The sequence below is a fragment of the Thermus sp. LT1-2-5 genome (assembly GCF_040363165.1).
Lineage (GTDB): Bacteria > Deinococcota > Deinococci > Deinococcales > Thermaceae > Thermus.
This window is the reverse complement of the sequence record NZ_BSRG01000006.1, coordinates 1-20,461: the sequence shown is the minus strand read 5'-3', so window position 1 is coordinate 20,461 and position 20,461 is coordinate 1. Positions and strand designations below refer to the sequence as shown.

Annotated in this window: 19 protein-coding genes and 2 tRNA genes; 11 read left to right on the top strand and 10 right to left on the bottom strand. The window is 66.9% G+C overall.

Annotated elements, in window-relative coordinates; genetic code table 11:
* Positions 1-62: 62 nt before the first annotated feature.
* From ABXG85_RS07215 to clpX, 6 genes are all read left to right on the top strand, one after another.
* A complete protein-coding gene (locus ABXG85_RS07215) occupies positions 63-347 on the top strand; it encodes a rhodanese-like domain-containing protein (protein ID WP_353513045.1) in 285 nt (94 codons plus the stop codon).
* Positions 348-375: 28 nt separating this feature from the next.
* Positions 376-452: transfer RNA gene (locus ABXG85_RS07210), tRNA-His, on the top strand.
* Between the two features lie 51 nt (positions 453-503).
* Positions 504-588 (top strand) — tRNA-Leu (locus ABXG85_RS07205).
* Positions 589-622: 34 nt separating this feature from the next.
* Entirely contained in the window at positions 623-1,837 is a 1,215-nt protein-coding gene (gene tig, locus ABXG85_RS07200; RefSeq protein WP_353513044.1) for a trigger factor, read from the top strand.
* A gap of 60 nt (positions 1,838-1,897) precedes the next feature.
* Positions 1,898-2,482 (top strand): ATP-dependent Clp endopeptidase proteolytic subunit ClpP, encoded by a 585-nt coding sequence (clpP, locus tag ABXG85_RS07195; protein ID WP_353513043.1) that lies wholly within the window; start codon positions 1,898-1,900, stop codon positions 2,480-2,482.
* Positions 2,469-3,665, top strand: a complete 1,197-nt coding sequence (clpX, locus tag ABXG85_RS07190; RefSeq protein ID WP_353513042.1) for an ATP-dependent Clp protease ATP-binding subunit ClpX — start codon at positions 2,469-2,471, stop codon at positions 3,663-3,665. The genes clpP and clpX overlap by 14 nt, the downstream gene beginning before the upstream one ends.
* Positions 3,666-3,667: 2 nt before the next feature.
* Here clpX and ABXG85_RS07185 read toward each other — a convergent pair whose 3' ends face one another.
* A complete protein-coding gene (locus ABXG85_RS07185; RefSeq protein WP_353513041.1) occupies positions 3,668-5,191 on the bottom strand; it encodes a nicotinate phosphoribosyltransferase in 1,524 nt (507 codons plus the stop codon).
* A gap of 42 nt (positions 5,192-5,233) precedes the next feature.
* Between ABXG85_RS07185 and metH the strand changes: the two genes are divergently transcribed.
* Positions 5,234-8,788 carry a methionine synthase gene (metH, locus tag ABXG85_RS07180; protein WP_353513040.1) on the top strand — a complete coding sequence of 1,185 codons (3,555 nt, stop codon included), beginning with the start codon at positions 5,234-5,236 and terminating at the stop codon, positions 8,786-8,788.
* Positions 8,789-8,818: 30 nt separating this feature from the next.
* On the opposite strand, the gene ABXG85_RS07175 is transcribed toward metH, so the two are convergent.
* Entirely contained in the window at positions 8,819-9,676 is an 858-nt protein-coding gene (locus tag ABXG85_RS07175; protein ID WP_353513039.1) for a sulfurtransferase, read from the bottom strand.
* Positions 9,677-9,930: 254 nt separating this feature from the next.
* Between ABXG85_RS07175 and ABXG85_RS07170 the strand changes: the two genes are divergently transcribed.
* Both ABXG85_RS07170 and ABXG85_RS07165 read left to right on the top strand, forming a co-directional pair.
* Positions 9,931-10,611, top strand: a complete 681-nt coding sequence (locus ABXG85_RS07170) for a zinc metallopeptidase (RefSeq protein WP_353513038.1) — start codon at positions 9,931-9,933, stop codon at positions 10,609-10,611.
* Positions 10,612-10,860 (top strand): TFIIB-type zinc ribbon-containing protein, encoded by a 249-nt coding sequence (locus ABXG85_RS07165; protein WP_353513037.1) that lies wholly within the window; start codon positions 10,612-10,614, stop codon positions 10,858-10,860. It abuts the gene before it with no gap.
* 39 nt (positions 10,861-10,899) lie between these two features.
* On the opposite strand, the gene ABXG85_RS07160 is transcribed toward ABXG85_RS07165, so the two are convergent.
* The 8 genes from ABXG85_RS07160 to ABXG85_RS07125 form a co-directional block, all read right to left on the bottom strand.
* Entirely contained in the window at positions 10,900-11,550 is a 651-nt protein-coding gene (locus tag ABXG85_RS07160) for a peroxiredoxin (RefSeq protein WP_353513036.1), read from the bottom strand.
* 75 nt (positions 11,551-11,625) lie between these two features.
* Complete coding sequence (locus ABXG85_RS07155) at positions 11,626-11,952, bottom strand: nucleoside triphosphate pyrophosphohydrolase family protein (RefSeq protein WP_353513035.1); 327 nt, start codon at positions 11,950-11,952, stop codon at positions 11,626-11,628.
* On the bottom strand, positions 11,942-14,971 hold the full coding sequence (locus ABXG85_RS07150; protein ID WP_353513034.1) for an AAA family ATPase: 3,030 nt from the start codon (positions 14,969-14,971) through the stop codon (positions 11,942-11,944). Before ABXG85_RS07150 ends, ABXG85_RS07155 begins: the two co-directional genes overlap by 11 nt.
* A complete protein-coding gene (locus tag ABXG85_RS07145) occupies positions 14,968-15,471 on the bottom strand; it encodes a GerMN domain-containing protein (protein WP_486401643.1) in 504 nt (167 codons plus the stop codon). The genes ABXG85_RS07150 and ABXG85_RS07145 overlap by 4 nt, the downstream gene beginning before the upstream one ends.
* Positions 15,468-16,616 carry an N-acetylmuramoyl-L-alanine amidase family protein gene (locus ABXG85_RS07140; protein ID WP_353513033.1) on the bottom strand — a complete coding sequence of 383 codons (1,149 nt, stop codon included), beginning with the start codon at positions 16,614-16,616 and terminating at the stop codon, positions 15,468-15,470. The genes ABXG85_RS07145 and ABXG85_RS07140 overlap by 4 nt, the downstream gene beginning before the upstream one ends.
* Positions 16,613-17,047, bottom strand: coding sequence for an SsrA-binding protein SmpB (gene smpB, locus ABXG85_RS07135; protein ID WP_353513032.1), 435 nt, complete (start codon positions 17,045-17,047; stop codon positions 16,613-16,615). The genes ABXG85_RS07140 and smpB overlap by 4 nt, the downstream gene beginning before the upstream one ends.
* A gap of 1 nt (position 17,048) precedes the next feature.
* On the bottom strand, positions 17,049-18,671 hold the full coding sequence (locus ABXG85_RS07130) for a hypothetical protein (protein ID WP_353513031.1): 1,623 nt from the start codon (positions 18,669-18,671) through the stop codon (positions 17,049-17,051).
* 20 nt (positions 18,672-18,691) lie between these two features.
* Positions 18,692-19,177: an FHA domain-containing protein gene (locus ABXG85_RS07125; protein WP_353513030.1), complete on the bottom strand. Its 486-nt coding sequence runs from the start codon at positions 19,175-19,177 to the stop codon at positions 18,692-18,694.
* Between the two features lie 308 nt (positions 19,178-19,485).
* Here ABXG85_RS07125 and ABXG85_RS07120 point away from each other — a divergent pair, with 308 nt between their 5' ends.
* Complete coding sequence (locus ABXG85_RS07120; RefSeq protein WP_353513029.1) at positions 19,486-19,704, top strand: hypothetical protein; 219 nt, start codon at positions 19,486-19,488, stop codon at positions 19,702-19,704.
* Positions 19,670-20,461, top strand: a 792-nt coding sequence (locus ABXG85_RS07115; protein WP_353513028.1) for an oligosaccharide flippase family protein, incomplete at its 3' end; no start/stop codon positions are given. The genes ABXG85_RS07120 and ABXG85_RS07115, both read left to right, overlap by 35 nt.

The following is a 20,461-nucleotide window of genomic DNA, read 5'->3' as shown; positions in this document are numbered from 1 at the left end:
TGCCGGTATAAATGCATAGAGTTGCGATAGGCCCCGGTCCCGTGGCCGGCTATACTCAGGCCATGCGCAAGGTGCGCCCCGAGGAGCTTCCCGCCCTCCTGGCCCAAGGGGTGAAGGTGGTGGACGTCCGCCCCCCCGACCGCAGGACCACCTCCTTGCCCTTCCCGGCGGAGTGGGTGCCTTTGGAGAAAATTCAAAAAGGCGAGCACGGCCTGCCCAAGGTACCCCTCCTCCTGGTGTGCGAAAAGGGGCTTTTGAGCCAGGTGGCCGCCCTCTACCTGGAGGCGGAAGGCTATGAGGCCATGAGCCTGGAAGGCGGGCTTCAGGCCTTGACGGAGGCGAGATAGCTCCTTAGAATGGCGGATGCTGAGCGTGGTGAGCGTAGCTCAGCTGGTTAGAGCACCGGACTGTGGATCCGGGGGTCGTGGGTTCAAGTCCCATCGCTCACCCCAAAACCACCACCCCGCAAGGGGTGGTATTTTGAAGGGGGGCCTCGCCCCCATGCGAGGATGGCGGAACCGGTAGACGCGCCGGACTTAGGATCCGGTGGGGCAACCCGTGCGGGTTCAAGTCCCGCTCCTCGCACCAACCGGGCGGGGCCCCTGCAACTGCGAGGTGTGGCGTGGCGGAGATCCTGGAGCGTTCCGGCTATCTGGTGAAGGTCCGGGTGGAAGTCCCGGCGAAGAGGGTGGAGGAGAGCTACCAGGCCCTCCTCAAGGACCTGGCCAAGCGGGTGCGGATTCCTGGCTTCCGCCCGGGGAAGGCCCCTTTGAAGGTGGTGGAGGCCCGCCTGGGGCGGGATGAGCTTCTGGCCGACCTCAAGGAGCGCTTGGTGGAGGAAACCTACCCCGAGGCGGTGCGGGAGCTGGGCCTAATCCCCGTGGCCGCCCGGGTGGTGGAGGAGGAGCTCAAGGAGGGGGAGGGTTTCCGCTACGTGGCCGAGGTGGAGAACTACCCCGAGGTGAAGCTCCCCGACTGGCGGGGCTTCACCCTGGAGGTGTCCCCTCCCGAGGTCACCGAGGAGATGGTGGAAAAGGCCCTGGAAGAGCTCCGCCAGCGCTACGCCGAGCTCGTTCCCGTGGAGCGGGAAGCCCAGGAGGGGGACCACGTCTTCGTGCGCACCGAGGAGGGGGCGGAGTTCCCCATCGACCTTTCCAAGGCCCTGCCCCACGTGCGGGAGGCCCTTTTGGGCAAGCGGGCGGGGGACGTGGTCCTGGTGCCCGTCCTTAACGAGCAGGGCGAGAAGGTGCGGGAGGTGAGGACCGAGGTCTTGGAGGTCAAGACCCTCGAGGTTCCCGAGCTGGACGAGGAGTTCGCCAAGACCCTCGAGGCGGAAAGCCTGGAGGACCTCAAGGCCAAGGTGCGGGAAAGCCTGAAGCGCCAGGCGGAAGCGGCTTACCAGGAGGCCCGGGAGCGGGCCTTTTTGGAAAAGCTCGCCGAGGGGATGGAGGCGGACGTCCCCCCCTCCATGCTGGAGGCGGAGGAGCGCCACCTCCTGGAGCACCTGGCGGAGGACCTCCTGCGGCAAGGGATTGGCCTCGAGGCCTACCTCAAGGCCCTGGAGGAGCGGGGCGAGCTAGAGAAGTTCAAGGAGGAACTGCGCCAGGAGGCCCTCAAGCGGGTGCGCCGCTCCCTAGCCAAGGAGCGCCTGGCCGAGGAGCTCAAGCCCGAGCTTTCGGAGGAGGAGTGGCAGGCCTACCTGCAGGCGGTGGCCCGCTCCTACGGCCTTTCCCTCCAGGAGCTCAAGCGGGAGTTCGGCGAGCGGGGCCTCGCCCGGCTCCAAGCCGCCTACCTCCAGGACAAGGCGGTGCGCCAGGCCCTGGCGGAGCTGGCCTAAAGGGGCATGGTGGCCCAGGGGGGATTTCCCCCTGGGCTTGCCCTTAGAATGAGAAACGGTATGGTCATACCCTACGTCATAGAGCAGACCGCCCGCGGCGAGCGGGTCTACGACATCTACTCCCGCCTCCTTAAGGACCGCATCATCTTCCTGGGCACCCCCATCGACGCCCAGGTGGCCAACACCGTGGTGGCCCAGCTCCTCTTCCTGGACGCGCAAAACCCCAACCAGGAGATCAAGCTCTACATCAACTCCCCCGGGGGGGAGGTGGACGCTGGGCTTGCCATCTACGACACCATGCAGTTCGTCCGGGCCCCGGTGTCCACCATCGTCATCGGGCTTGCCGCCAGTATGGCCGCGGTGATCCTGGCCGCCGGGGAGAAGGGGCGCCGCTACGCCCTGCCCCACTCCAAGGTGATGATCCACCAGCCCTGGGGTGGGGCCAGAGGCACGGCCAGCGACATCGCCATCCAGGCCCAGGAGATCCTCAAGGCCAAGAAGCTGTTGAACGAAATCCTGGCCAAGCACACCGGCCAGCCCTTGGAAAAGGTGGAAAAGGACACGGACCGGGACTACTACCTCTCGGCGACGGAAGCCTTGGAGTACGGTCTCATTGACCAGGTGGTGACCCGTGAGGAAGCCTAGGCCCCACTGCAGCTTCTGCGGCCTGCGTCCCCCCGACACGGGAAGGCTTCTGGAAAGCCCCCTGGAGGACGTCTTCATCTGCGAGGACTGCGTGGCGCGGGCCCAGGAGATCCTCCGGGGGGAAAGCGCCAAGCCCAAGGGGCCGAGCCGCCTGCCCAAGCCCCAGGAGATCAAGGCCCACCTAGACCAGTACGTGGTGGGCCAGGAGGCGGCGAAGCGGGCCCTTAGCGTGGCGGTCTACAACCACTACAAGCGCCTCCTCCACCCCGAGGCGGAGATTGGCAAGGCCAACATCCTCCTCATCGGCCCCACGGGCACGGGGAAGACCTTGCTGGCGGAGACCTTGGCCCGCTTCCTGGAGGTGCCCTTCGCCATCGCCGACGCCACCACCTTGACCGAGGCGGGGTACGTGGGGGAGGACGTGGAGAACGTCATCCTCCGCCTCCTGCAAAACGCCGACTTCGACGTGGAGCGGGCGGAGATGGGCATCGTCTACATCGACGAGATCGACAAGATCGCCCGCAAGTCGGAAAACCCCTCCCTCACCCGGGACGTTTCCGGGGAAGGGGTGCAGCAGGCCCTTCTAAAGATCATCGAGGGCACCATCGCCAACGTGCCGCCCCAAGGGGGCAGGAAGCACCCCCACCAGGAGTTCATCCCGGTGAACACCAGGAACATCCTCTTCATTTTAGGAGGGGCCTTTGAGGGCCTGGAGAACATCGTGAAGGCCCGGGTGGGCCGCACCGCCATCGGCTTCACCGGGGGGAAGGAGAAGGGGGAAGAGCCCCTGGAGGTGATCCCTGAGGACCTGGTGAAGTTTGGAATGATCCCCGAGTTCGTGGGCCGGGCCCCCCTCATCGTCCAGCTCCACCCCCTCACGGAGGACGACCTGGTGCGCATCCTCACCGAGCCCAAGAACGCCTTGGTGCGGCAGTACCAAGAGCTTTTCCGCATGGAGGGGATAGAGCTTCGCTTCACCCCGGCGGCCCTCAAGGAGGTGGCCCGCAGGGCCCTCAAGCGGGGTACGGGGGCCCGGGGGCTCAGGGCTATTCTGGAGAAGGCCATGGTGGACCTCATGTTTGAGGCCCCGGGGAGCGGGGTGAAGGAGTTGGTGGTGGACCTCCCCCACCTGGACCACCCCTTGAGGGCCCTGGAGGAGGCCCGGCTCAAGCAGGCCTCGTAGGGCTAGCCGGCAAGCCGGGCCACCAAGGCCTCTTTCAGGGCGAAAAGCCTTTCGCTCAGGGAAACGTGGTAAATATGGGGGTTCACTAGGCGCCGCACCCCCGGGTCCAGGCGGGCCACGTCCTTTTGGCGCCTTTCCCGCAGGACCTCCAGGGGTAGGGGGGCGAAGAGTCGCTTGCCCCGGAAGGCTTCTTCCAAGAGGGGCTCGAGGGTGAACTCCCCGGGCCTTAGGGTCCTGCGCTTGGTGGGGTCGGTAGGGTGGCGGAGGGTGAGGGGGGTATCTTCCCGCACCGCCTCGTCAAAGGTGGCCAGGAGGTCCGCTGTGGCCAGGCCCCGGTGGTCGTAGACCCGGTAGACCTTCTTGTGCCCGGGATTTAGTACCTTTTCCAAGGAGTCGGAAATCTTTATGGCCGGGGCCCAGGTCCCGTTTTCCCGGATGGCCACCAGCTTGTACACCCCCCCTAGGGCCGGGTAGCCCCAGGAAACCACCATCCGCGTTCCCACCCCGTAGACCAGGCGCTTGAGGAGCCTCTCCGGGTCTACGCCGTAGCGGGGGGCCTCCTCCAGGATTTGGCTTTTGATCTGCCAGATCACGAGCTCGTCCAGGTCGCCCGAAAGGACGATGAGGGTATCGGCAAAGCCCGCCTTGTCCAGCTCCTTGGCCACCAGGATGGCCAAATGGGCCAGGTCCCCAGAGTCGATCCGTACCCCCACGGGGCGGTGCCCCTTCTTCCGCAGGGCTTCAAAGACCCGGAGGGCGTGGGGTAGGCCGGAGTGGAGGGTGTCCACAGTGTCCAGGAGAAGGATGGTGTCGTCGGGGAAGACCTCGGCGAAGGCCTGGAAGGCGTCTTCCTCCGAGTAGCCCAAGGCCAAGAAGGCCTGGACCAGGCTATGGGCGTGGGTGCCGGAAGAGGGGAGGCCCAGGAGGTGGGAAAGGCTCACGGCGCTGGAGCGGTTGGCCCCGCCGATGAGGCTCGCCCGGGTGGCGCTCTCCCCCCCTTTGCCGGGGGCGCGGCGCAGGCCGAACTCCAGCACCACCGCCTCCTCCCCCGCCGCCTCCCGCACCCGACTCGCCTTGGTGGCGATGAGGGTTTCGTAGCTGATGCGGTTCAAGAGGGCGGTTTCCAGGAGCTGGGCCTGGAGGAGGGGGCCCTCCACGCTGAGGAGGGGCACCTGGGGGTGGGCCACCCGGCCCTCGGGGAGGGCCCTCACCGTGAGGCCGGCGAACCCGCCCATGGCCTTTAGGTAGCGGAGGTAGTCCTCGGCGAAGAGGGGTTTGCCGGAGCGGCTCTTTAGGGCGCGGAGGGCGTCTAGCTCCGCCTCCCCGAAGCGGGCGCTTTCCATCCAGGAAAGTAAGGGGTCAAGCCCGGCGAAGACGGTGTAGCCCGCCTGGTGGGCCCCGTAGTCCGGGTTTTTGCGGTAGAAGGCCTCGAAGAGGGCCTCCCGTTCGTGAAGCCCCAGGCGGAAGTAGACCTGGCCCATGGTGAGCTGGTAGAGGTCGGTGTAGAGGATGCCGAAGGGGTCCATGGGCCTAGCATAGCCCTCCGGTTTTGGCTACACTAGCGGGATATGGTGGAGGTCCACACCTGCAGTCCCGGTTGCCGCCACCACCTGGGGGGGGCGGGGTGGGGGGATGCCCCCTTGGTGCGCCTGGGCTACAACAAGGAGGCCCGGGCCAAGAAGTTCCCCTACCTAAGGGCCCTCCTGGAGCGCCCCGTGGTCTTTGACGGGGCCATGGGTACCGAGTTGCAAAAGCGGGACCTTTCCCCCGAGGACTACGGGGGGGAGGCCTACTTCGGCTGCCCCGAGGTGCTCAACCGCACCCGGCCCCAGGTGGTGCAGGAGATCCATCGGGCCTACCTCGAGGCCGGGGCCGAGGTGATCGAGACCAACACCTTTGGCGCCCTACGCCACGTCCTGGCCGAGTATGGGCTAGGGGAGGAGGCGGAGGCCCTGGCCTATTTGGGTGCCAGGCTCGCCAAGGAGGTGGCCGAGCCCTACGGGGCCTTCGTGGCGGGGGCCTTGGGGCCCGGGACCAAGCTCATCTCCTTGGGGCAGATTTCCTGGGACGAGCTCTACCAGGCCTACAAGGAGGCGGTGCGGGGGCTACTCCGGGGCGGGGTGGACCTCATCCTTTTGGAAACCGCCCAGGACATCCTGCAGGTGCGCTGCGCCGTCCTTGCCGCCCGCGAGGCCATGGCCGAGGTGGGGCGGGAGGTCCCCCTCCAGGTCCAGGTGACCTTTGAGGCCACAGGCACCCTCCTGGTGGGCACGGACGAGCAGGCGGCCTTGGCCGCCTTGGAGAGCCTGCCCATCGACGTGGTGGGGATGAACTGCGCCACGGGGCCCGACCTCATGGACAGCAAGGTGCGCTACTTTGCCCAGAACAGCACCCGCTTCGTGGCCTGCCTGCCCAACGCCGGCCTGCCACGGAACGAGGGGGGGAGGGTGGTCTACGACCTCACCCCCGAGGAGCTGGCCAAGTGGCACCGCAAGTTCGTCCTGGAGTACGGGGTGAACGCCGTGGGGGGGTGTTGCGGCACGGGGCCCGAGCACATCCGCCAGGTGGCGGCGGAGGTCAAGACCCTTCCGCCCAGGCCTAGGCCCCAGGCCTTCCCGCCCCAGGTGGCCTCCTTGTACCAGGCGGTTTCCCTCCGCCAGGAGGCAAGCCTCTTTCTGGTGGGGGAGCGCTTGAACGCCACGGGGAGCAAGCGCTTCCGGGAGATGCTCTTTGCCCGGGACCTGGAAGGGATCCTCACCCTGGCCCGGGAGCAGGTGGCGGAAGGGGCCCACGCCCTGGACCTCTCCGTGGCTTGGACGGGGCGGGACGAGCTTGCGGACCTCAGGTGGCTCCTCCCTAGCCTCGCCACCGCCGTCACGGTGCCCGTGATGGTGGACTCCACCTCCCCCGAGGCCATGGAGCTCGCCCTGAAGTACCTGCCGGGCCGGGTCCTCCTGAACTCCGCCAACCTGGAAGACGGCCTGGAGCGGTTTGACCGGGTGGCCTCCTTGGCCAAGGCCCACGGGGCGGCCCTGGTGGTCTTGGCCATCGACGAGAAGGGGATGGCCAAGACCAAGGAGGAGAAGGTGCGGGTGGCCCTGCGCATGTACGAGCGCCTCACGGAGCACCACGGCTTCCGCCCCGAGGACCTCCTCTTCGACCTCCTCACCTTCCCCATCACCCAAGGGGACGAGGAAAGCCGCCCCTTGGCCAAGGAGACCCTCTTGGCCCTAGAGGAGCTTTCCCATCGCCTTCCTGGGGTGGGGTTTATCCTGGGGGTGTCCAACGTTTCCTTCGGCCTGAAGCCCAGGGCCCGGCGGGTCCTGAACTCCGTCTTCCTGGACGAGGCCCGGAAGCGGGGCCTTACCGCCGCCATCGTGGACGCCGGGAAGATCCTCCCCATCTCCGAGATCCCCGAGGAGGCCTACGCCTTGGCCCTGGACCTCATCCACGACCGCCGCAAGGAAGGGTACGACCCCCTTCTGGCCTTCATGGCCTACTTCGAGGCCCACCGGGAGGACCCCAGGGCCAAGGAGGACGCCTTCCAGGCCCTGCCCCTTTTGGAGCGGCTCAAGCGGCGGGTGGTGGAGGGGAGGAAGGGGGGCCTCGAGGCCGACCTGGACGAGGCTCTGCGCCAAGGGTACAAGCCCTTGGACCTCATCAACGGCCCCCTTCTCGCCGGGATGAAGGAGGTGGGGGACCTCTTCGGGGCGGGGAAGATGCAGCTTCCCTTCGTCCTCCAGGCGGCGGAGGTCATGAAGAAGGCGGTGGCCCACCTGGAGCCCCACATGGAAAAGCGGGGCGAGGGCAAGGGCAAGATGGTCCTGGCCACGGTAAAGGGGGACGTGCACGATATCGGCAAGAACCTGGTGGACATCATCCTCAGCAACAACGGCTACCAGGTGGTGAACCTGGGCATCAAGGTGCCCATCGAGGAGATCCTGCAGGCGGTGGAGGCGCACAAGCCCCACGCCGTGGGCATGTCGGGCCTCTTGGTGAAGAGCACCCAGGTGATGAAGGAAAACCTGGAGTACATGCGGGATCGGGGCTACACCCTCCCCGTGATCCTGGGCGGGGCGGCCCTCACCCGGAGCTTCGTGGAGGAGGACCTTCGCCCCATTTACCCCAACGTCTACTACGCCGAGGACGCCTTTGAGGGCCTAAGGCTCATGGAAGAGCTCACGGGCCAGGTTCCCCCTAAGCTTACCCAACGAGCCTCTCCCCGCCCCAAGCGAGAGGCGCCCAGGGTGGAGGTGCGCTCCAAGCCCGTGGGGGAGGCTCCCTTCATCCCCAGGCCGCCTTTTTTCGGGGTCCGGGTGGAGGAGGACCTGGACCTTCCCACCATCGCCCACTACGTGAACAAGCTTGCCCTTTACCGGGGCCAATGGGGGTATAGCCGCCAGGGGATGAGCCGGGAGGACTGGCAGGCCCTGGTGGAGCGGGAGGCGGAGCCCGTGTTCCGCCGCCTCCTCAGGGAGGCGGTGGAGGAGGGGTGGCTTAGGCCTAAGGTGCTTTACGGCTTCTTCCCCGTGGCCCGGGAGGGGGAGGAGCTTTTGGTCTTTTCCCCGGAAACCGGGGAGGTGCTGGAGCGCTTCCGCTTCCCCCGGCAGCGGGGTGGGGGGCTAAGCCTTGTGGACTACTTCCGCCCCCGCCACGCCGCGCCCTTGGGGGACGAGGCGGACTGGCTTCCCGCCTTCGGGCAAGGGGCGCGGGACGTGCTTGGGGTGCAGCTGGTGAGCATGGGGGAGGAGCCTGCGAGGAAGGCGCGGGCCCTCTTTGAGGGGGGCGCCTACCAGGACTACCTCTTCGTCCACGGCTTCGCCGTGGAGATGACGGAGGCCTTGGCGGAGTACTGGCACAAGCGGATGCGGCAGATGTGGGGCATCGCCGGGAAGGACGCCACGGATATCAGGAAGCTTTTCCAGCAGGGCTACCAGGGAGCCCGTTACTCCTTCGGCTACCCCGCTTGCCCGGACCTTTCGGACCAGGCCAAGCTGGACCGCCTCATGGGTTTCGCCCGCATCGGGGTGCGGCTTACGGAGAGTTTCCAGCTTGAACCGGAGCACGCCACCAGCGCCCTGGTGGTCCACCACCCCGAGGCCCGCTACTTCAGCGTGGACTGAAAAAGCCCCGGGAAGTCCCGGGGCCTTCCCTTACTCCTCCCCTTTGGCGATGGGCACCCCCACCAGGTTGCCCCACTCCGTCCAGGAGCCGTCGTAGTTCTTCACGTGGGGGTAGCCCAGAAGGTACTTGAGGACGAACCAGGAGTGGCTGGAACGCTCGGCGATGCGGCAGTAGACCACCACGTCCTTGTCCTTGGTGATGCCTAAGGGCTCGTACAGGGCCCTAAGCTCTTCCGGGCTCTTAAAGGTGCCGTCTGGGTTCACCGCCTTGGCCCAGGGGATGTTCTTGGCCCCGGGGATGTGCCCGGCCCGCAGGGCCCCTTCTTGCGGGTAGTTGGGCATGTGGGTGAGCTCGCCCCGGTACTCCTCGGGGCTCCGCACGTCCACCAGGGCCCCCTTGCCCTCTTTCACCTTCAGGATGTGCTCCAGGACGTCATCCCGGTAAGCGCGGATGGACTCGTCCCGGTAGGGGACCTCGTAGCGGCCCGGGGGGTAGCTGGGGACCTCGGTGGTGAGGGGCCGGCCCTCCTCCACCCACTTCTGCCGCCCGCCGTTCATGAGGCGCACGTCCTTGTGGCCGTTGTACTTGAAGAACCAGAAGGCGTAGGCGGCCCACCAGTTGTTCTTGTCCCCATAGAGGACCACGGTGGTGTCGTTGGAAATGCCAAGCCGCTCCATGAGCTGGGCGAACCCTTCCTCGCTGATGAAGTCCCGCACCACCGGGTCCCAGAAGTCCTTCTGCCAGTCGATCTTCTGGGCCCCGGGGATGTGGCCCGTGTCGTAGAGGAGGATGTCCTCGTCCACCTCGAGGACCCGCACCTGGGGGTTCTTTAGGTGCGCCTCTACCCAGTCCGTGCTTACCAGAACCTCAGGGTGTGCGTAGCCCATGCTTCACCTCCCGGCCCCACTATACCCTTGAGCGTTTTCATGCAAGAAACCGCGGGCACAATCCGCAAAGGCACCTTGCCAAGGGGGATGGGTTCTGGTATAAAGGTACCTGCGGGGAGTAGCCGCCCCCACAGGGGGCCAGCCGGTCGTCAGTACGGGAGCCATCCCCGGTCGGCTGGGGCGCCTTGGGCGCATGGCGAGACCACCTAAAAGGTGGCCTCGGCATTTTTGCTACACCCCGCAGGGAGGGAAACATGGACGTGCTCGCCATTGTGCTCATGGGACTGGTCTTCGTGGCCAGCCTAGCCATCCAGGGAGGGTTGCAGGCCACCTTCGCCCGCTTTAGCCGGGTGGCCAACGCCCGGGGCCTCACCGGGGCCCAGGTGGCCCGGGCCATCCTGGACGCCCACGGGCTCACCCAGGTGCGGGTGGAGCCGGTGCCGGGAGCCCTCACCGACCACTATGACCCCCACGCCAAGGCGGTGCGCCTCTCCGAGCCCAACTACGCTTCCCCAAGCCTCGCCGCCCTGGCGGTGGCGGCCCACGAGGTGGGGCATGCGGTGCAGGACGCCCAGGGCTACGCTTGGCTTAGGGTGCGGGCGAGCCTCTGGCCCGCGGCCAGCTTGGGGAGCAACCTGGGGCCCATCCTGGTGATCCTGGGCCTCATGGTGGGGGCCTTGGGCCTGGCCAAGCTGGGGCTTTACCTCTACCTGGCGGTGGCCCTCTTCCAGCTCATCACCCTGCCCGTGGAGTTCGACGCCTCGAGGCGGGCCCTGGACTTCCTGAAGCGCATGGGTTTCCTGGACGCCCGGGAGATGGGCCCGGCCCGGCAGGTGCTTACCTGGGCGGCGCTCACGTACGTGGCGGCCTTGGCCAGCTCCTTGGCTACCATCCTCTACTACGCCAGCCTTCTCATGGGCCGGAGGGAGGAGTAGATGCCCCTTCTGCTTTGCCCCCAGTGCGGCGTGGGCATGAAGGAGGTGGAGCGCCGGGGGGTACTCCTAGACGTCTGCCCCCAGTGCGGCGGGGTGTGGCTGGACCGGGGCGAGCTGGAAAAGCTCCTGGCCGAGGCCCGCCAGGTGGAGCGGGACTACGAGGCGGAGCGGGAGGTCTACTACCGCAAGGAAGGCAAGCCCTACAAGAAAAAGAAGGGCTTTCTCGAAGTCTTCGACCTCTTTGACTGAGGGCTGGAAACCCCCTGGGAAGGACCCAGGGGGTTTCCCTTACTCCGCCTTCTTCAGGCGCAAGTACCAGCGGCGGTATTCCGCGTACTCGTTCTTTTTCGCCTCGTCAGCTTTGAGCTCGCTTAGGGTGGCGGGGGGTTTGACGATGCCGGGCTCCCCGGGCTGCCAGTCGGCGGGGGTGTTGAGCCCGGTGCGGTCCGTGAACTGCAGGGCGCGGATGAAGCGAAGGATCTCGTCGATGTTGCGCCCGGTGGTGAGGGGATAGTAGAGCATGCCCCGGAGGATGCCGTTTGGGTCAATGATAAACACGGCTCGTACCGCAGCGGTTTCGCTAGCGGCAGGGTGGATCATCCCGTAGAGCTTGGAGACCTTCATGTCCAGGTCGGCGATCACGGGGAAGTCAATGGTGATCCCGGACATCTCCTCCAGGTCCTTCAGCCAGGCCAGGTGGGCGTGGATGGAGTCTATGGAGAGGCCCACCAGTTGGACCCCAAGCTCGCTGAACTCCTTTTGTCGCTTGGCGAAGGCCAGGAACTCCGTGGAGCACACCGGGGTGAAATCGGCGGGATGGCTAAAGAGCACCACCCATTTGCCCTTGAGGTCGGAAAGCCGGAGCTCGCCCGCCGTGGTCTTGGCCACAAAATCCGGGGCGGGCTCATTGAGCCTGGGTAAAGCGAAGGTGTCTTCCATAGGGTCCTCCTCGCCAGGCCTTGCCTGGCGGAGGCGATTATACCCCGGAAGGGTATTTAGTGCAAGTGAGTCTTGTTAGCGAGTGTCCCCGGACCCGGAAAGGGTTCCTCGCTCCTGGCGGGAGCGGAGCTTGGCCAGGTTGGCCTGGGCCACGGCCTCGAGGCGCTCCCCCAGGTCCGTGGCCACTTGGGCCACGTACCAAAGCACGTCCCCAAGCTCCTGCAAAATGGCCTCCCGCGCCTCTGGGGTCAGGGTGCCCCCGTGGTCGCGCAGGACCTTCTTCACCTTGTTGGCCAGCTCCCCCGCCTCCCCCGCCAGGCCCAAAACGGGGTAGAGGAGGCGGTAGGCCTCGGGGTACAGGGCGGTCTTCTTGGCCTCTTCCTGGTAGGTGTCAAAGGTCATGGGTTACCTCCTTGCGGATGGCGTACACGCGGCTTATGCCCCCCTCCGCCGTGACGCCGTAGAGGGCCTGGCAGGCCTCCATGGTGCGCTTTTGGTGGGTGACCAGGATGAACTGGCGCCCCGAGGCCAAAAAGCGGGCGAAGCGGAGGAGGTTGGCCTCGTCCAAAGCAGCGTCCACCTCGTCCAAGACCGCCAGGGGTAGCCCCCCCTGGAGCTCCCCCAGGGCGAAGAGGAAGGCCAACGCCCCCAGGGTCTTCTCCCCCAGGGAAAGGAGGCGGAGGTCTTGGGTGCGCTTGCCCGGGGGCACCATCAAAAGCCTAAGCCCCCGCCCTTCCCGCCGCACCTCGGCCCGCGCCCCCAAAAGGGCCTTTGCCTGCTGGCGGAAGGCCTCCTGGAAGCGGTGAAAGCTTTCCTTGAGGCGCTCGGCGTAGGCGGCTTCCACCGCCTTGGCCTCTTTTTCCAGGCGGAGGAGGGCCTCCAGGGCCTCCGCCACCTCTTTTTCTTGGTGGGAAAGCCGCTCCTGAAGGGGGAGAAGCTCCCGCTCCGCCAGGGCGTTCACCGGGCCCAAGCCCTCCCGCTCCCGTTCCACCTGGGCCAGTCGGGCCTGGAGGGCCTTGGGGGTGCCCGGTATCCTCTCCAGCTCGGGCAAGGCGCCAAGCTCCCGGGCAAGCTCCTCCAAGGTGGCTTCCCGCCGGGCCATGAGGAGGCGGAGGTGCTCCCGCTCCGCCAGGAGGGCGTTGGCTTGGGTGAGGGCGCGGGCTTCCTTCTCCTCCAAGGCCTGTCGCTCCCGCCGCACCTGGCCCAGGCGGGCTTCCAGGGTCCTCCCCTCTTCCACCAGGGGCAAGGTGGCTTGCAGGCGGCTTTCCAACTCGTGAAGCCGCGCCCTAACCCGCTCGGCCTCCTCCTTCGCCCTTTGCCAGGCGCTATAGGCGGCGGCGAGGAACAGGTAGCGCTCGTGGGCCTCCGCCTGGGCCAGGAGGGCTTCTAAGGCTTCCCGTTCCGCCTGCAGGGCCTCGAGGCGGGCCTCGTCCCAGTTCCCTTCGGGGGGCGTGGGGGGCTTGGGCGGTAGGGGGAGGGGGGCTTGGCGCCGGGCTTCCAGGGCGGCCACCCTGGCCTTGGCCTCGGCAAAGGCTTGGGGGGAGGGAAGCCCCCGAAGCGCCGCCTCCAGCTCGGCGACCCTTTGGGCGAGGGCCGTTTCCTCCTCCGCTAAGGCCTCCACCCGGCGGCGGAGGAGGAGGGTTTCCCCGCTCCCCTTGGCCTTTCCCCCGGTGAGGGCCCCGGAGCGCTCCAAGACTTCTCCTTCCAGGGTCACGAGCCGCTCCCGTCCCCCGGCGCGGCGGTAGGCTAGGGCGGCCTCGAGGTCCCGGAAGACCAGGGTGTCCCCCAGGAGGGTGAGGAGGATGGCCCGCTCCGGAAGCCCCCCAAGGCGCAAGGAGGCCAGGCGGTAAGCGGGGCCCAGGAGCCCGGGGGCGGGCTTGGGGTTCGGGGCAGGGGGTGGGGTGAGGAGGGTGAGGGGCAGGAAGGTGGCCCGCCCCCCTTCCCGCTTGAGGAGGGCGATGGCCGCCTTGGCCGCTTCCTCGTCCTGGGCTAAGACCCACTGGAGCCTGGGGCCCAAGGCCACTTCCAGGGCCAGCTCCAACCCCGGCTCGGGCCGCACCAGGTCCGCCACCACCCCCAGGATCCCCTTTAGCCCCCGCACCCGCCTGGGGCCTTCCTGCAGGTCGGCACCCGCCGCCAGGAGCCTTTCTAACCGCTCCCGCTCCCGCAAGGCCCCTTGGCGCAAGGCCTTGGCCTCGGCCAGGGCGGCCTCCAGGGCCTTGCGCTCTTCCCAGGCTTCCGCCAGCCGGGCCAAGGCTTGCTTGGCCTCGGCGAGCTCCCCTTCCAGAAGGCTCCGCTCCGCCAGGGCTTCTTGGTGGTGGCGAAGCCGTTCCTCGTAGCGGGCAGCTTCCGTTTCGTAGCGGCGCCAGGCCTCTTCCAGCCGCTTTTTCTCCGCCAGGAGCCGCTGCTCTTCCCCTTTGAGCCGGGCCAGCTTGGCCCGCACCGCCTCTGCCTTGACCCCGGGGTCGGGGACGGGGGGGCCGGGGTCCTGGGGTGGGGGGCGGTCCAGGGCCTTCAGGATGCGGTAAAGCTCTTGACGCTCCCGTTCCAGGGCCTCCCGCTCCTTGAGGGCGAGGCGCACCGCCTCCAGGCGGGTCCGGAGGTGTTCCTCCTCGGCCTTTAGGGCTTCCTTCGCCGCCTTGAGCTCCTTTTGCTCCCCTTGCAGGTGGGTTTCCTCTTCCGCCAGGGCCAGGAGGCGGGCTTGGGCCCTTTCCAGGTCCTTTTGCGCCTCCTCCGCCCGGGCCAGGAGGAGGCTTCGCTTGAGCCTTAGGGCCTCGAGGTCCAAGGCCTGGGCGCGGGCGGCCCGTTCCGCTTCCTGTTGCAAGCGGCTTGCCTCCTTCTTGAGTTGGGCCAGGGCGTTTTCCCGCTCTTCCAGAAGGGCCAAGGCCTCCTTGAGCCGCTCCTCCGTGGCCTTAGCCGCCTCAGCCACGGGCTTAAGCCCCGAGGCCTCCTCCAGGTGGGCCAGGAGCACCTCCTCCGGGGCCTCCAAAAGGGCCCCGATCTCCCCTTGCCCCACGATGGCGTACCCTCCCCGGCCCAAGCCCGTGCCCGCCAGGTGCAGGGCTAGGGCCTTGGCGCTTGCCGGGCGGCCGTTCACCTTGAGGAGGGTGCGTTCCCCCTCCAGGCGCCGTTCCACCCATAGCCGCTCCCGCCCCCGGGAAAGCTCCAGCCGCACCTCGGCGAAGCCCAAGGGGGGCCGCCCCTCCGCCCCGTGGAAGAGGAAGGCGGAAAGCTCCTGTCCCCTCAGCTCGTGGGCCCGGGCCCCGGTGACGAAGCGGAGGGCCTCCACCAGGTTGCTCTTGCCCGAGCCGTTGGGGCCGATGATGCCTGTGACCGCATCGGGAAAGTCCAAGGTGGTGCGCTCGGCGAAGGATTTAAAGCCTTGCAGGGTCAAGCGGTCGATGCGCCAGGTTTCCTTCATGGTAGGCGGATGGGCTTTGCCAAATCCAGGTGGGCCAGGCCGGGGGAGGGCTTGCCCTCCAGCAAAAACCGCACCTCCTCCGCCCCGGGGAAGGTGGCGAGGAGGGTGTAGGCCAGGCTATAGAGCCGGAAGGCCTCTTCCGTGGCGTCCAGGCCTTGGGCGAAGCCGGCGGGAAGGTCCACCACCAAGGCCTTTTCCAGGCGGAAGAGGGACTTGGGAGCGGGGGACTGGGTGGCCTCGGCCCAAGCGGCCAGGGCCCGGCCCTCGGGGCTTTCCCCCGGGCCTAGGGTGAGGGTGTGGTTCTCCTTGAGGAAGCCCTGGGGAGGGTCGGGGCGGTAGAGGACCAGGACCAGGGTGTTGGGCTTAGCCTCGCCTTCGGCGGGCAGGGGCAGGGCCCCCGGGGCTTCGCTTCCGGCGCTTTTCCAGTAGACGAAGGCCCCCAGGAGGAAGACGAGGAGGCCGAAAACGTTCCAAAAGGTGAAGAGTCCACGCACGCTCATTCCTCCAGGTAGCTCCGTATGCCTTTAGCGATGGCCTCGGCCAGGGCCTGGCGGTCTTGGGGGGTTTTGAGGCGGTCTGCGCCGATTTCCAGCAAAACCGCTGCCCCGGGAAGGTCGGTGAGGGCGTAGGGGCCTTCCGCCTTGGCCAGGACGAGGCCCAAGGCGGAAAAGGCGCTTTCCAAGGCCTGGGCCAGGCGGCGGGGGTCGCCGGCAAAGGCCTTGAGCAGGGCTCTTTGCTCTGGAGGGGCGGTGGCCAAGAGGGTTTCGGCGTTCTTGGCCAGGGCCAGGGAGCGCTCCTTGGGCAGGTAGAGGTTGAGGGCGCTTCCCCGGGTGACGTGGAGGGAGAGGAAGACCGCCGCCCCTTGGGCCTGGGCCAGGCGGGCCTCGAGGGGAAGGGTGGCGTCCTGGTTCCGGGTGAGGCGGCTACCCGGGAGGCGGGCCGCCACCCGGCGGGCCAGGTCCAGGGTGAGGTCCTTCTCCCAAACCCCGCCCAGGTTAATCCCCGTGTCCTTCCCCCCGTGCCCCGGGTCCAGGAGGATTAGGGGGCTCGCCTTGGGCAAGGGGCCCCACTCCAGGGCCACCCGGCCCCCTCCCGGGTAGTAGAGGCGGTCGGGAGGGGTGTCCAGGGGGAGGAAGAGCCCCAAGGCCTCCTGGCGAAGCTCCGGCGAGGCCCCCTTGGCCAGGAGGAAGAGCACCCCCCCATCCCGGTAAAGGGCGTTCACTTCCCGGGAGAAGCGGAGGGTGAGCCTGGTCCCTTCCCGCTCCACCCCCAGGAGGTCCGCCCAGGGAAGCTCCAAGAGGATTCCTTCCTGGGCCCGGTAGGTGAGGCCCAGGGCCTCCGCCAGGGGGCGCAAGGGAACGTAGACCTCATCGCCCCGCCGCCAGGCCGCTCCTTGTAGGGCGGCCTTGGCTTCCTCCCCTACGAGGGGAAAGACCTTCTGCCGGCTTCCCAAGCCCAAGGCCAGGCGGCCTTCCCCTTGCCACAAGGAAAGCCCCAGGCCCTGGGCCACCAGGCGGGCAGGCCCGTAGGCTACCCCCCGCCCCCCGGGGTAGACCGCCTCCCCCGTGAGGCTTCCTGCCTTCAGGGGCTTGGGGGCCTGGGCCCAGGCCAAGGCGGTGAAGAGGAGGAGCAGGAGAACCCTCATAGCTCCTCCAGAGCGCGGCGCACCGCCTTCTTCTTGTCGTCTTCCTTCTTCTGGTAGGCCTTCTTCCCCCGGGCCAGCCCTAAGAGCACCTTGGCGTAACCCCGCTCGTTGAAGTAGATCTTCAGGGGCACCAGGGTGAGCCCCTTTTGCTCCACCTTGCCCCGGAGGCGGTTGAGCTCGTGGCGGTGGAGGAGGAGCTTGCGCTTGCGGCGGGGGTCCACGTTGGTGTAGGAGCCCTTCTCGTAGGGGGCGATGTAAAGGTTTTCCAGGTAAAGCTCCCCGTCTTCAAACTTGGCGAAGCTTCCCGTGAAGTCCACCTTCCCCGCCCGGATGGACTTCACCTCCGTCCCCTTGAGGACCAGGCCCGCCTCGTAGGTTTCCAGGATCTCGTAGTCGTGCCGCGCCCGGCGGTTCTCCAGCACGGGGGTCATCTTACCGCAGGGAAAGGCCAAAGGTGAGGCTCAAGCCCAGGGTTTCATCGTACTGCCCCCGCAGGACGTTTAGCGCCCTTAGCTCGTAGGCGAAGCAGCCGTCGTAGTAGCGGAAGGTGAGGCCGTAGCGGCTCAAGCCGCCTCCCGTTAGGCCCACCTCGGGGGCGAGCCAAAGGGCCTGGCAGCAGGCGCGGTCGGGGAGGGGCATGGCGTAGGCGAGGCGGAGCTCCTCCAGGCTTCCCCGCACGTAGGCTACCCGTGCGCTTCCGAAGCCATCCTCCTGGAAGCGTCCTTCCAGGCGCTCTAGCCGATTTCCCAAGGGGTTTTCCAGGGTGTAGCTTAGGCCCACGGGGCCATAGGTGCCTTCCAGGAAAAACCTTTGGAACTCGTCCCGGTTTTCGTAGGTGAAGGGAGGGGTGGGGTTTAGGGGCTCTAGCCGGCCGGCGTAACCTGCCCGGAGGCGGAGGTCGCCTTCCCGGAACTCCCCTTCCAGGCTTCCTCCCAGGGCCAGGTAGGGCTCGTACCCACTGCCGGGGTAAAGGGTGAAGAGGAGGGAAGGGGAGAGGGAAAGGCGGAAGGGGCCTTCCTGGAAGGCGGTTCGGTACCCCGCTTCAAGCCCCAGGGTCCAGCCTTGGCTCCTTTGCGTTTCCGCATAGCGCAGGAAGGGGCTTAGGGTAAGGCCTTCCCGGCGGAAGGTGGGGCGGTAGCGGGCTTCGAGGCGGGGGGTGTCGGCGTCGGGGGGGGTGGGGCTTGCGGCGAAGTAGAGGTCGTCAAAGAAGGCCCGCACCCCGGGGGCATAGCCCAGCTGGGCCTCCATGCCCCGGCCCCCTTCCCGGTAGCCCAGGACCAGGGCCTCCTTGGCCGTCCCAAGCCCCGTGGCCAGGAGGGTGAAGCGCCGTTCCCAGCGCCCGATCTCCTCCCCGGGCCCAGGGAGGGGGAAGCTCCTCACCCCAAGGCTCCACCCCCCCTCCGGGGTGCTCCCCACCACCAGGGGGCTTTCCAGGGCGGGCTTGCGGTGGGCGTTGGCCCGGGCCTCCCCGATGGGGAGTTCCAGGCCCCAAAGGCCCAGGCTGGCCTCTCCCAACAGTTCTCCTGTGGCCACGTCGAAGCGGGCCTCCTCCATGCTGAGGCGCACGTCCTCCCCGCAGGGGCACGGGGTGGCCAGGAAGCCTTTCAGGAGGACTTCCTTTTGGCTGAAGCGGGCCTCTTCCGCCTTCAGGCGGTAGGCGGGGGTTTCCAGATAGACCCCTTGGCCCAAGGGAGGCCTTTCTAGCAGGACGCTTTCCGCCTCGGCCCGAAGCCTTCCTTGGGCAAGCCGCACGCCCTTTAGGGTCTTGCCCTCCAGGCGCTTGGCCTCCAGCCGCCACCCTTCCGCCTCTCCGCTAAGGTTCTCGGCGAAGAAGGCCTTTTCCGTTTCCCGGTAGCGGATGAGGGGGGCCTCGAGGAATAGCCCCTCCCGCTCCAAGCAGGCTTGGCCTTCAAAGACAAGCTCCTCCCCATCGTAGCTGAGCTCCTCCCCGCCCAAAAGCCCTTCTTCGGTTTCCAAGGTGTAGGGCCGCTGAGCGCAAGGGCCTGCCAGGGCTAGGCCACCCCAAAGAACCAAAAGGAGAAGAACACGCCCCATGGCCAAGTAAGGATACCAGCTTAAGGCGCCCAGCCCGAGGGCTTTGCCGGGTAAGGCGGGGCCTGCCCTGGCTTGAGCTCTACCCGGAAGAGCTGGGAAAGGGTGAGGGTGCCCCCCGTGGCCCGGGCCTGGGCCAAGGCCTGTTCCAGGAACTGGCTTAGCCCCAAAAGGAAGCGGTCCTGCACCGCCTTTTCTACGGGCAAGGCCCCGAAGGTGAAGCAGGCTAGGTTCACCTGGGGGCAGTGGGGTTCTAGCCGGAGCCTTCCCCCAAGGAAGTAAAGCCGCCAGCTTCCGAGGTCCACCCGGTACCCCGCCCGCAGGTGGTCCCGGTACTGGAGGGCGAGCTTCTGCCAAAGCTCCCGCCCCGCCCGGTCCGCCGGGCTTAGGGTGTACCGCCAGGCCTTAGCCCCTTCCTGGGTGAGGCTTTGGCTTCGGGTGAGCCGCCACTCTTGGGCCTGGGCCGGAAAGAGGAGAAGCGACAAAAGGACAAGCCAAACCTTTCCCATGCCCTTTAGTTTGCCCCTCCGTGCCCTGGAGTCTTGGCCATTTGCACCCAAGGAGGCAGCGGGAGTGTGCTAAGCTTTTCGCCGATGACGTCTGCACCCGTTGGCTTCGGCAATGAAGGCTTCTGGGGGGTGATGGCCCAGGATTTCCCCTTGGCTACCCTCCACCCTCTGGCTCTGGGGGTGGGTAGGGGCGAAGTCATCTCGGTGGTCATCGTGCGGGCAGGTAAGGTTACCGCTATTCCCTGTGCAAGCCAGATAGCTAGACTTAAGGGAGTGTCGCAGAATGCGGCTACTTTAGAGGTGGAGCTTTGAAACGGGTGGTGGGTGGGGTCTACGTGAGCTCGAGGGAGTTTGGCAGAAGCCTTTCTCCTATCGTCTGCCTCTCCTTGTCCCAGGACGACCCTAAGCAACGGCGGCCAGACATCACCTTGGCCAATTGGCTTTTGGGCGGGGAGCCCCGCACCCCCGTGCGGGAGGGGCTTGAGCTAACCATTGCCTACTTCCGGGGGGTGGTGGGCCATTCTTAGCGCAGGCCGCTTGCGCCGCTTTATTGGCTTCCTCTTGCATTCCGGGACCGGTCGGAACCTCTTCTATCTCTACCTTGTCCAGGGGGCGAACTACCTTTTTCCCTTGCTTACCCTCCCGTACCTGTCTCGAGTTTTGCGCCCAGAAGGCTTTGGGGTTCTGGCGGTGGGTCAGTCCCTGGCGTTTTATTTGCAGCTCTTGGTGGAATACGGTTTTTCCCTTTCGGGAACCCGAGAGGTGGCGCGGCATAGGAACGACAAGGCGGCTTTGGCTAGCATTTTTGCGGGGGTTATGGCGGCAAAGCTTATCCTTGTTGTTCCCGCCTTTTTGCTCGCCCTAGCGGCACTTCTCTTGCCTGCTCTTCGGGGCAGGGAAGAGGTGGTCCTAGCTGCTTTCTTTTGGGCTGTGGCTTGGGGCCTGAGCCCAGTCTGGTTTTTCCAGGGACTCGAGCGGATGCGGGAGGCGGCCCTTTTGGAGGTTTTGACCCGCGGGTTAGCCACCCTGGGAGTTTTCCTCCTGGTTCGCTCGCCCGAGCAGGCGTATCTGCCCCTCCTTCTCAACGGGGTGGGGGCTTTGGTGGCGAGCGGCTTGGGGGTGTTTTGGCTTGCCCGCCACTTGCCCTTGCGGTGGCCTGCTTTGGGGGAAGGAGTGATGTTTTTAACCATGGGAAGGGATCTTTTTTTCTTCCGTGTGGCCGTGAGCCTTTACACGGCGGCAAACCCTCTTATTTTGAGCTTCTTCGCGCCTTCTTCCCAAGTG

What these genes read in the sequence shown, in the direction of transcription:
- metH (WP_353513040.1), top strand. Translation starts at nt 5,234, where the DNA reads ATGGTGGAGGTCCACACCTGCAGTCCCGGTTGCCGCCACCACCTGGGG.
- ABXG85_RS07140 (WP_353513033.1), bottom strand. Translation starts at nt 16,616, where the DNA reads ATGAGGGTTCTCCTGCTCCTCCTCTTCACCGCCTTGGCCTGGGCCCAG.
- smpB (WP_353513032.1), bottom strand. Translation starts at nt 17,047, where the DNA reads ATGACCCCCGTGCTGGAGAACCGCCGGGCGCGGCACGACTACGAGATC.
- ABXG85_RS07215 (WP_353513045.1), top strand. Translation starts at nt 63, where the DNA reads ATGCGCAAGGTGCGCCCCGAGGAGCTTCCCGCCCTCCTGGCCCAAGGG.
- ABXG85_RS07125 (WP_353513030.1), bottom strand. Translation starts at nt 19,177, where the DNA reads ATGGGAAAGGTTTGGCTTGTCCTTTTGTCGCTTCTCCTCTTTCCGGCC.
- ABXG85_RS07185 (WP_353513041.1), bottom strand. Translation starts at nt 5,191, where the DNA reads ATGGACCCCTTCGGCATCCTCTACACCGACCTCTACCAGCTCACCATG.
- ABXG85_RS07130 (WP_353513031.1), bottom strand. Translation starts at nt 18,671, where the DNA reads ATGGGGCGTGTTCTTCTCCTTTTGGTTCTTTGGGGTGGCCTAGCCCTG.
- ABXG85_RS07165 (WP_353513037.1), top strand. Translation starts at nt 10,612, where the DNA reads ATGCCCCTTCTGCTTTGCCCCCAGTGCGGCGTGGGCATGAAGGAGGTG.
- ABXG85_RS07145 (WP_486401643.1), bottom strand. Translation starts at nt 15,471, where the DNA reads ATGAGCGTGCGTGGACTCTTCACCTTTTGGAACGTTTTCGGCCTCCTC.
- ABXG85_RS07160 (WP_353513036.1), bottom strand. Translation starts at nt 11,550, where the DNA reads ATGGAAGACACCTTCGCTTTACCCAGGCTCAATGAGCCCGCCCCGGAT.
- ABXG85_RS07150 (WP_353513034.1), bottom strand. Translation starts at nt 14,971, where the DNA reads ATGAAGGAAACCTGGCGCATCGACCGCTTGACCCTGCAAGGCTTTAAA.
- ABXG85_RS07170 (WP_353513038.1), top strand. Translation starts at nt 9,931, where the DNA reads ATGGACGTGCTCGCCATTGTGCTCATGGGACTGGTCTTCGTGGCCAGC.
- clpP (WP_353513043.1), top strand. Translation starts at nt 1,898, where the DNA reads ATGGTCATACCCTACGTCATAGAGCAGACCGCCCGCGGCGAGCGGGTC.
- ABXG85_RS07155 (WP_353513035.1), bottom strand. Translation starts at nt 11,952, where the DNA reads ATGACCTTTGACACCTACCAGGAAGAGGCCAAGAAGACCGCCCTGTAC.
- ABXG85_RS07175 (WP_353513039.1), bottom strand. Translation starts at nt 9,676, where the DNA reads ATGGGCTACGCACACCCTGAGGTTCTGGTAAGCACGGACTGGGTAGAG.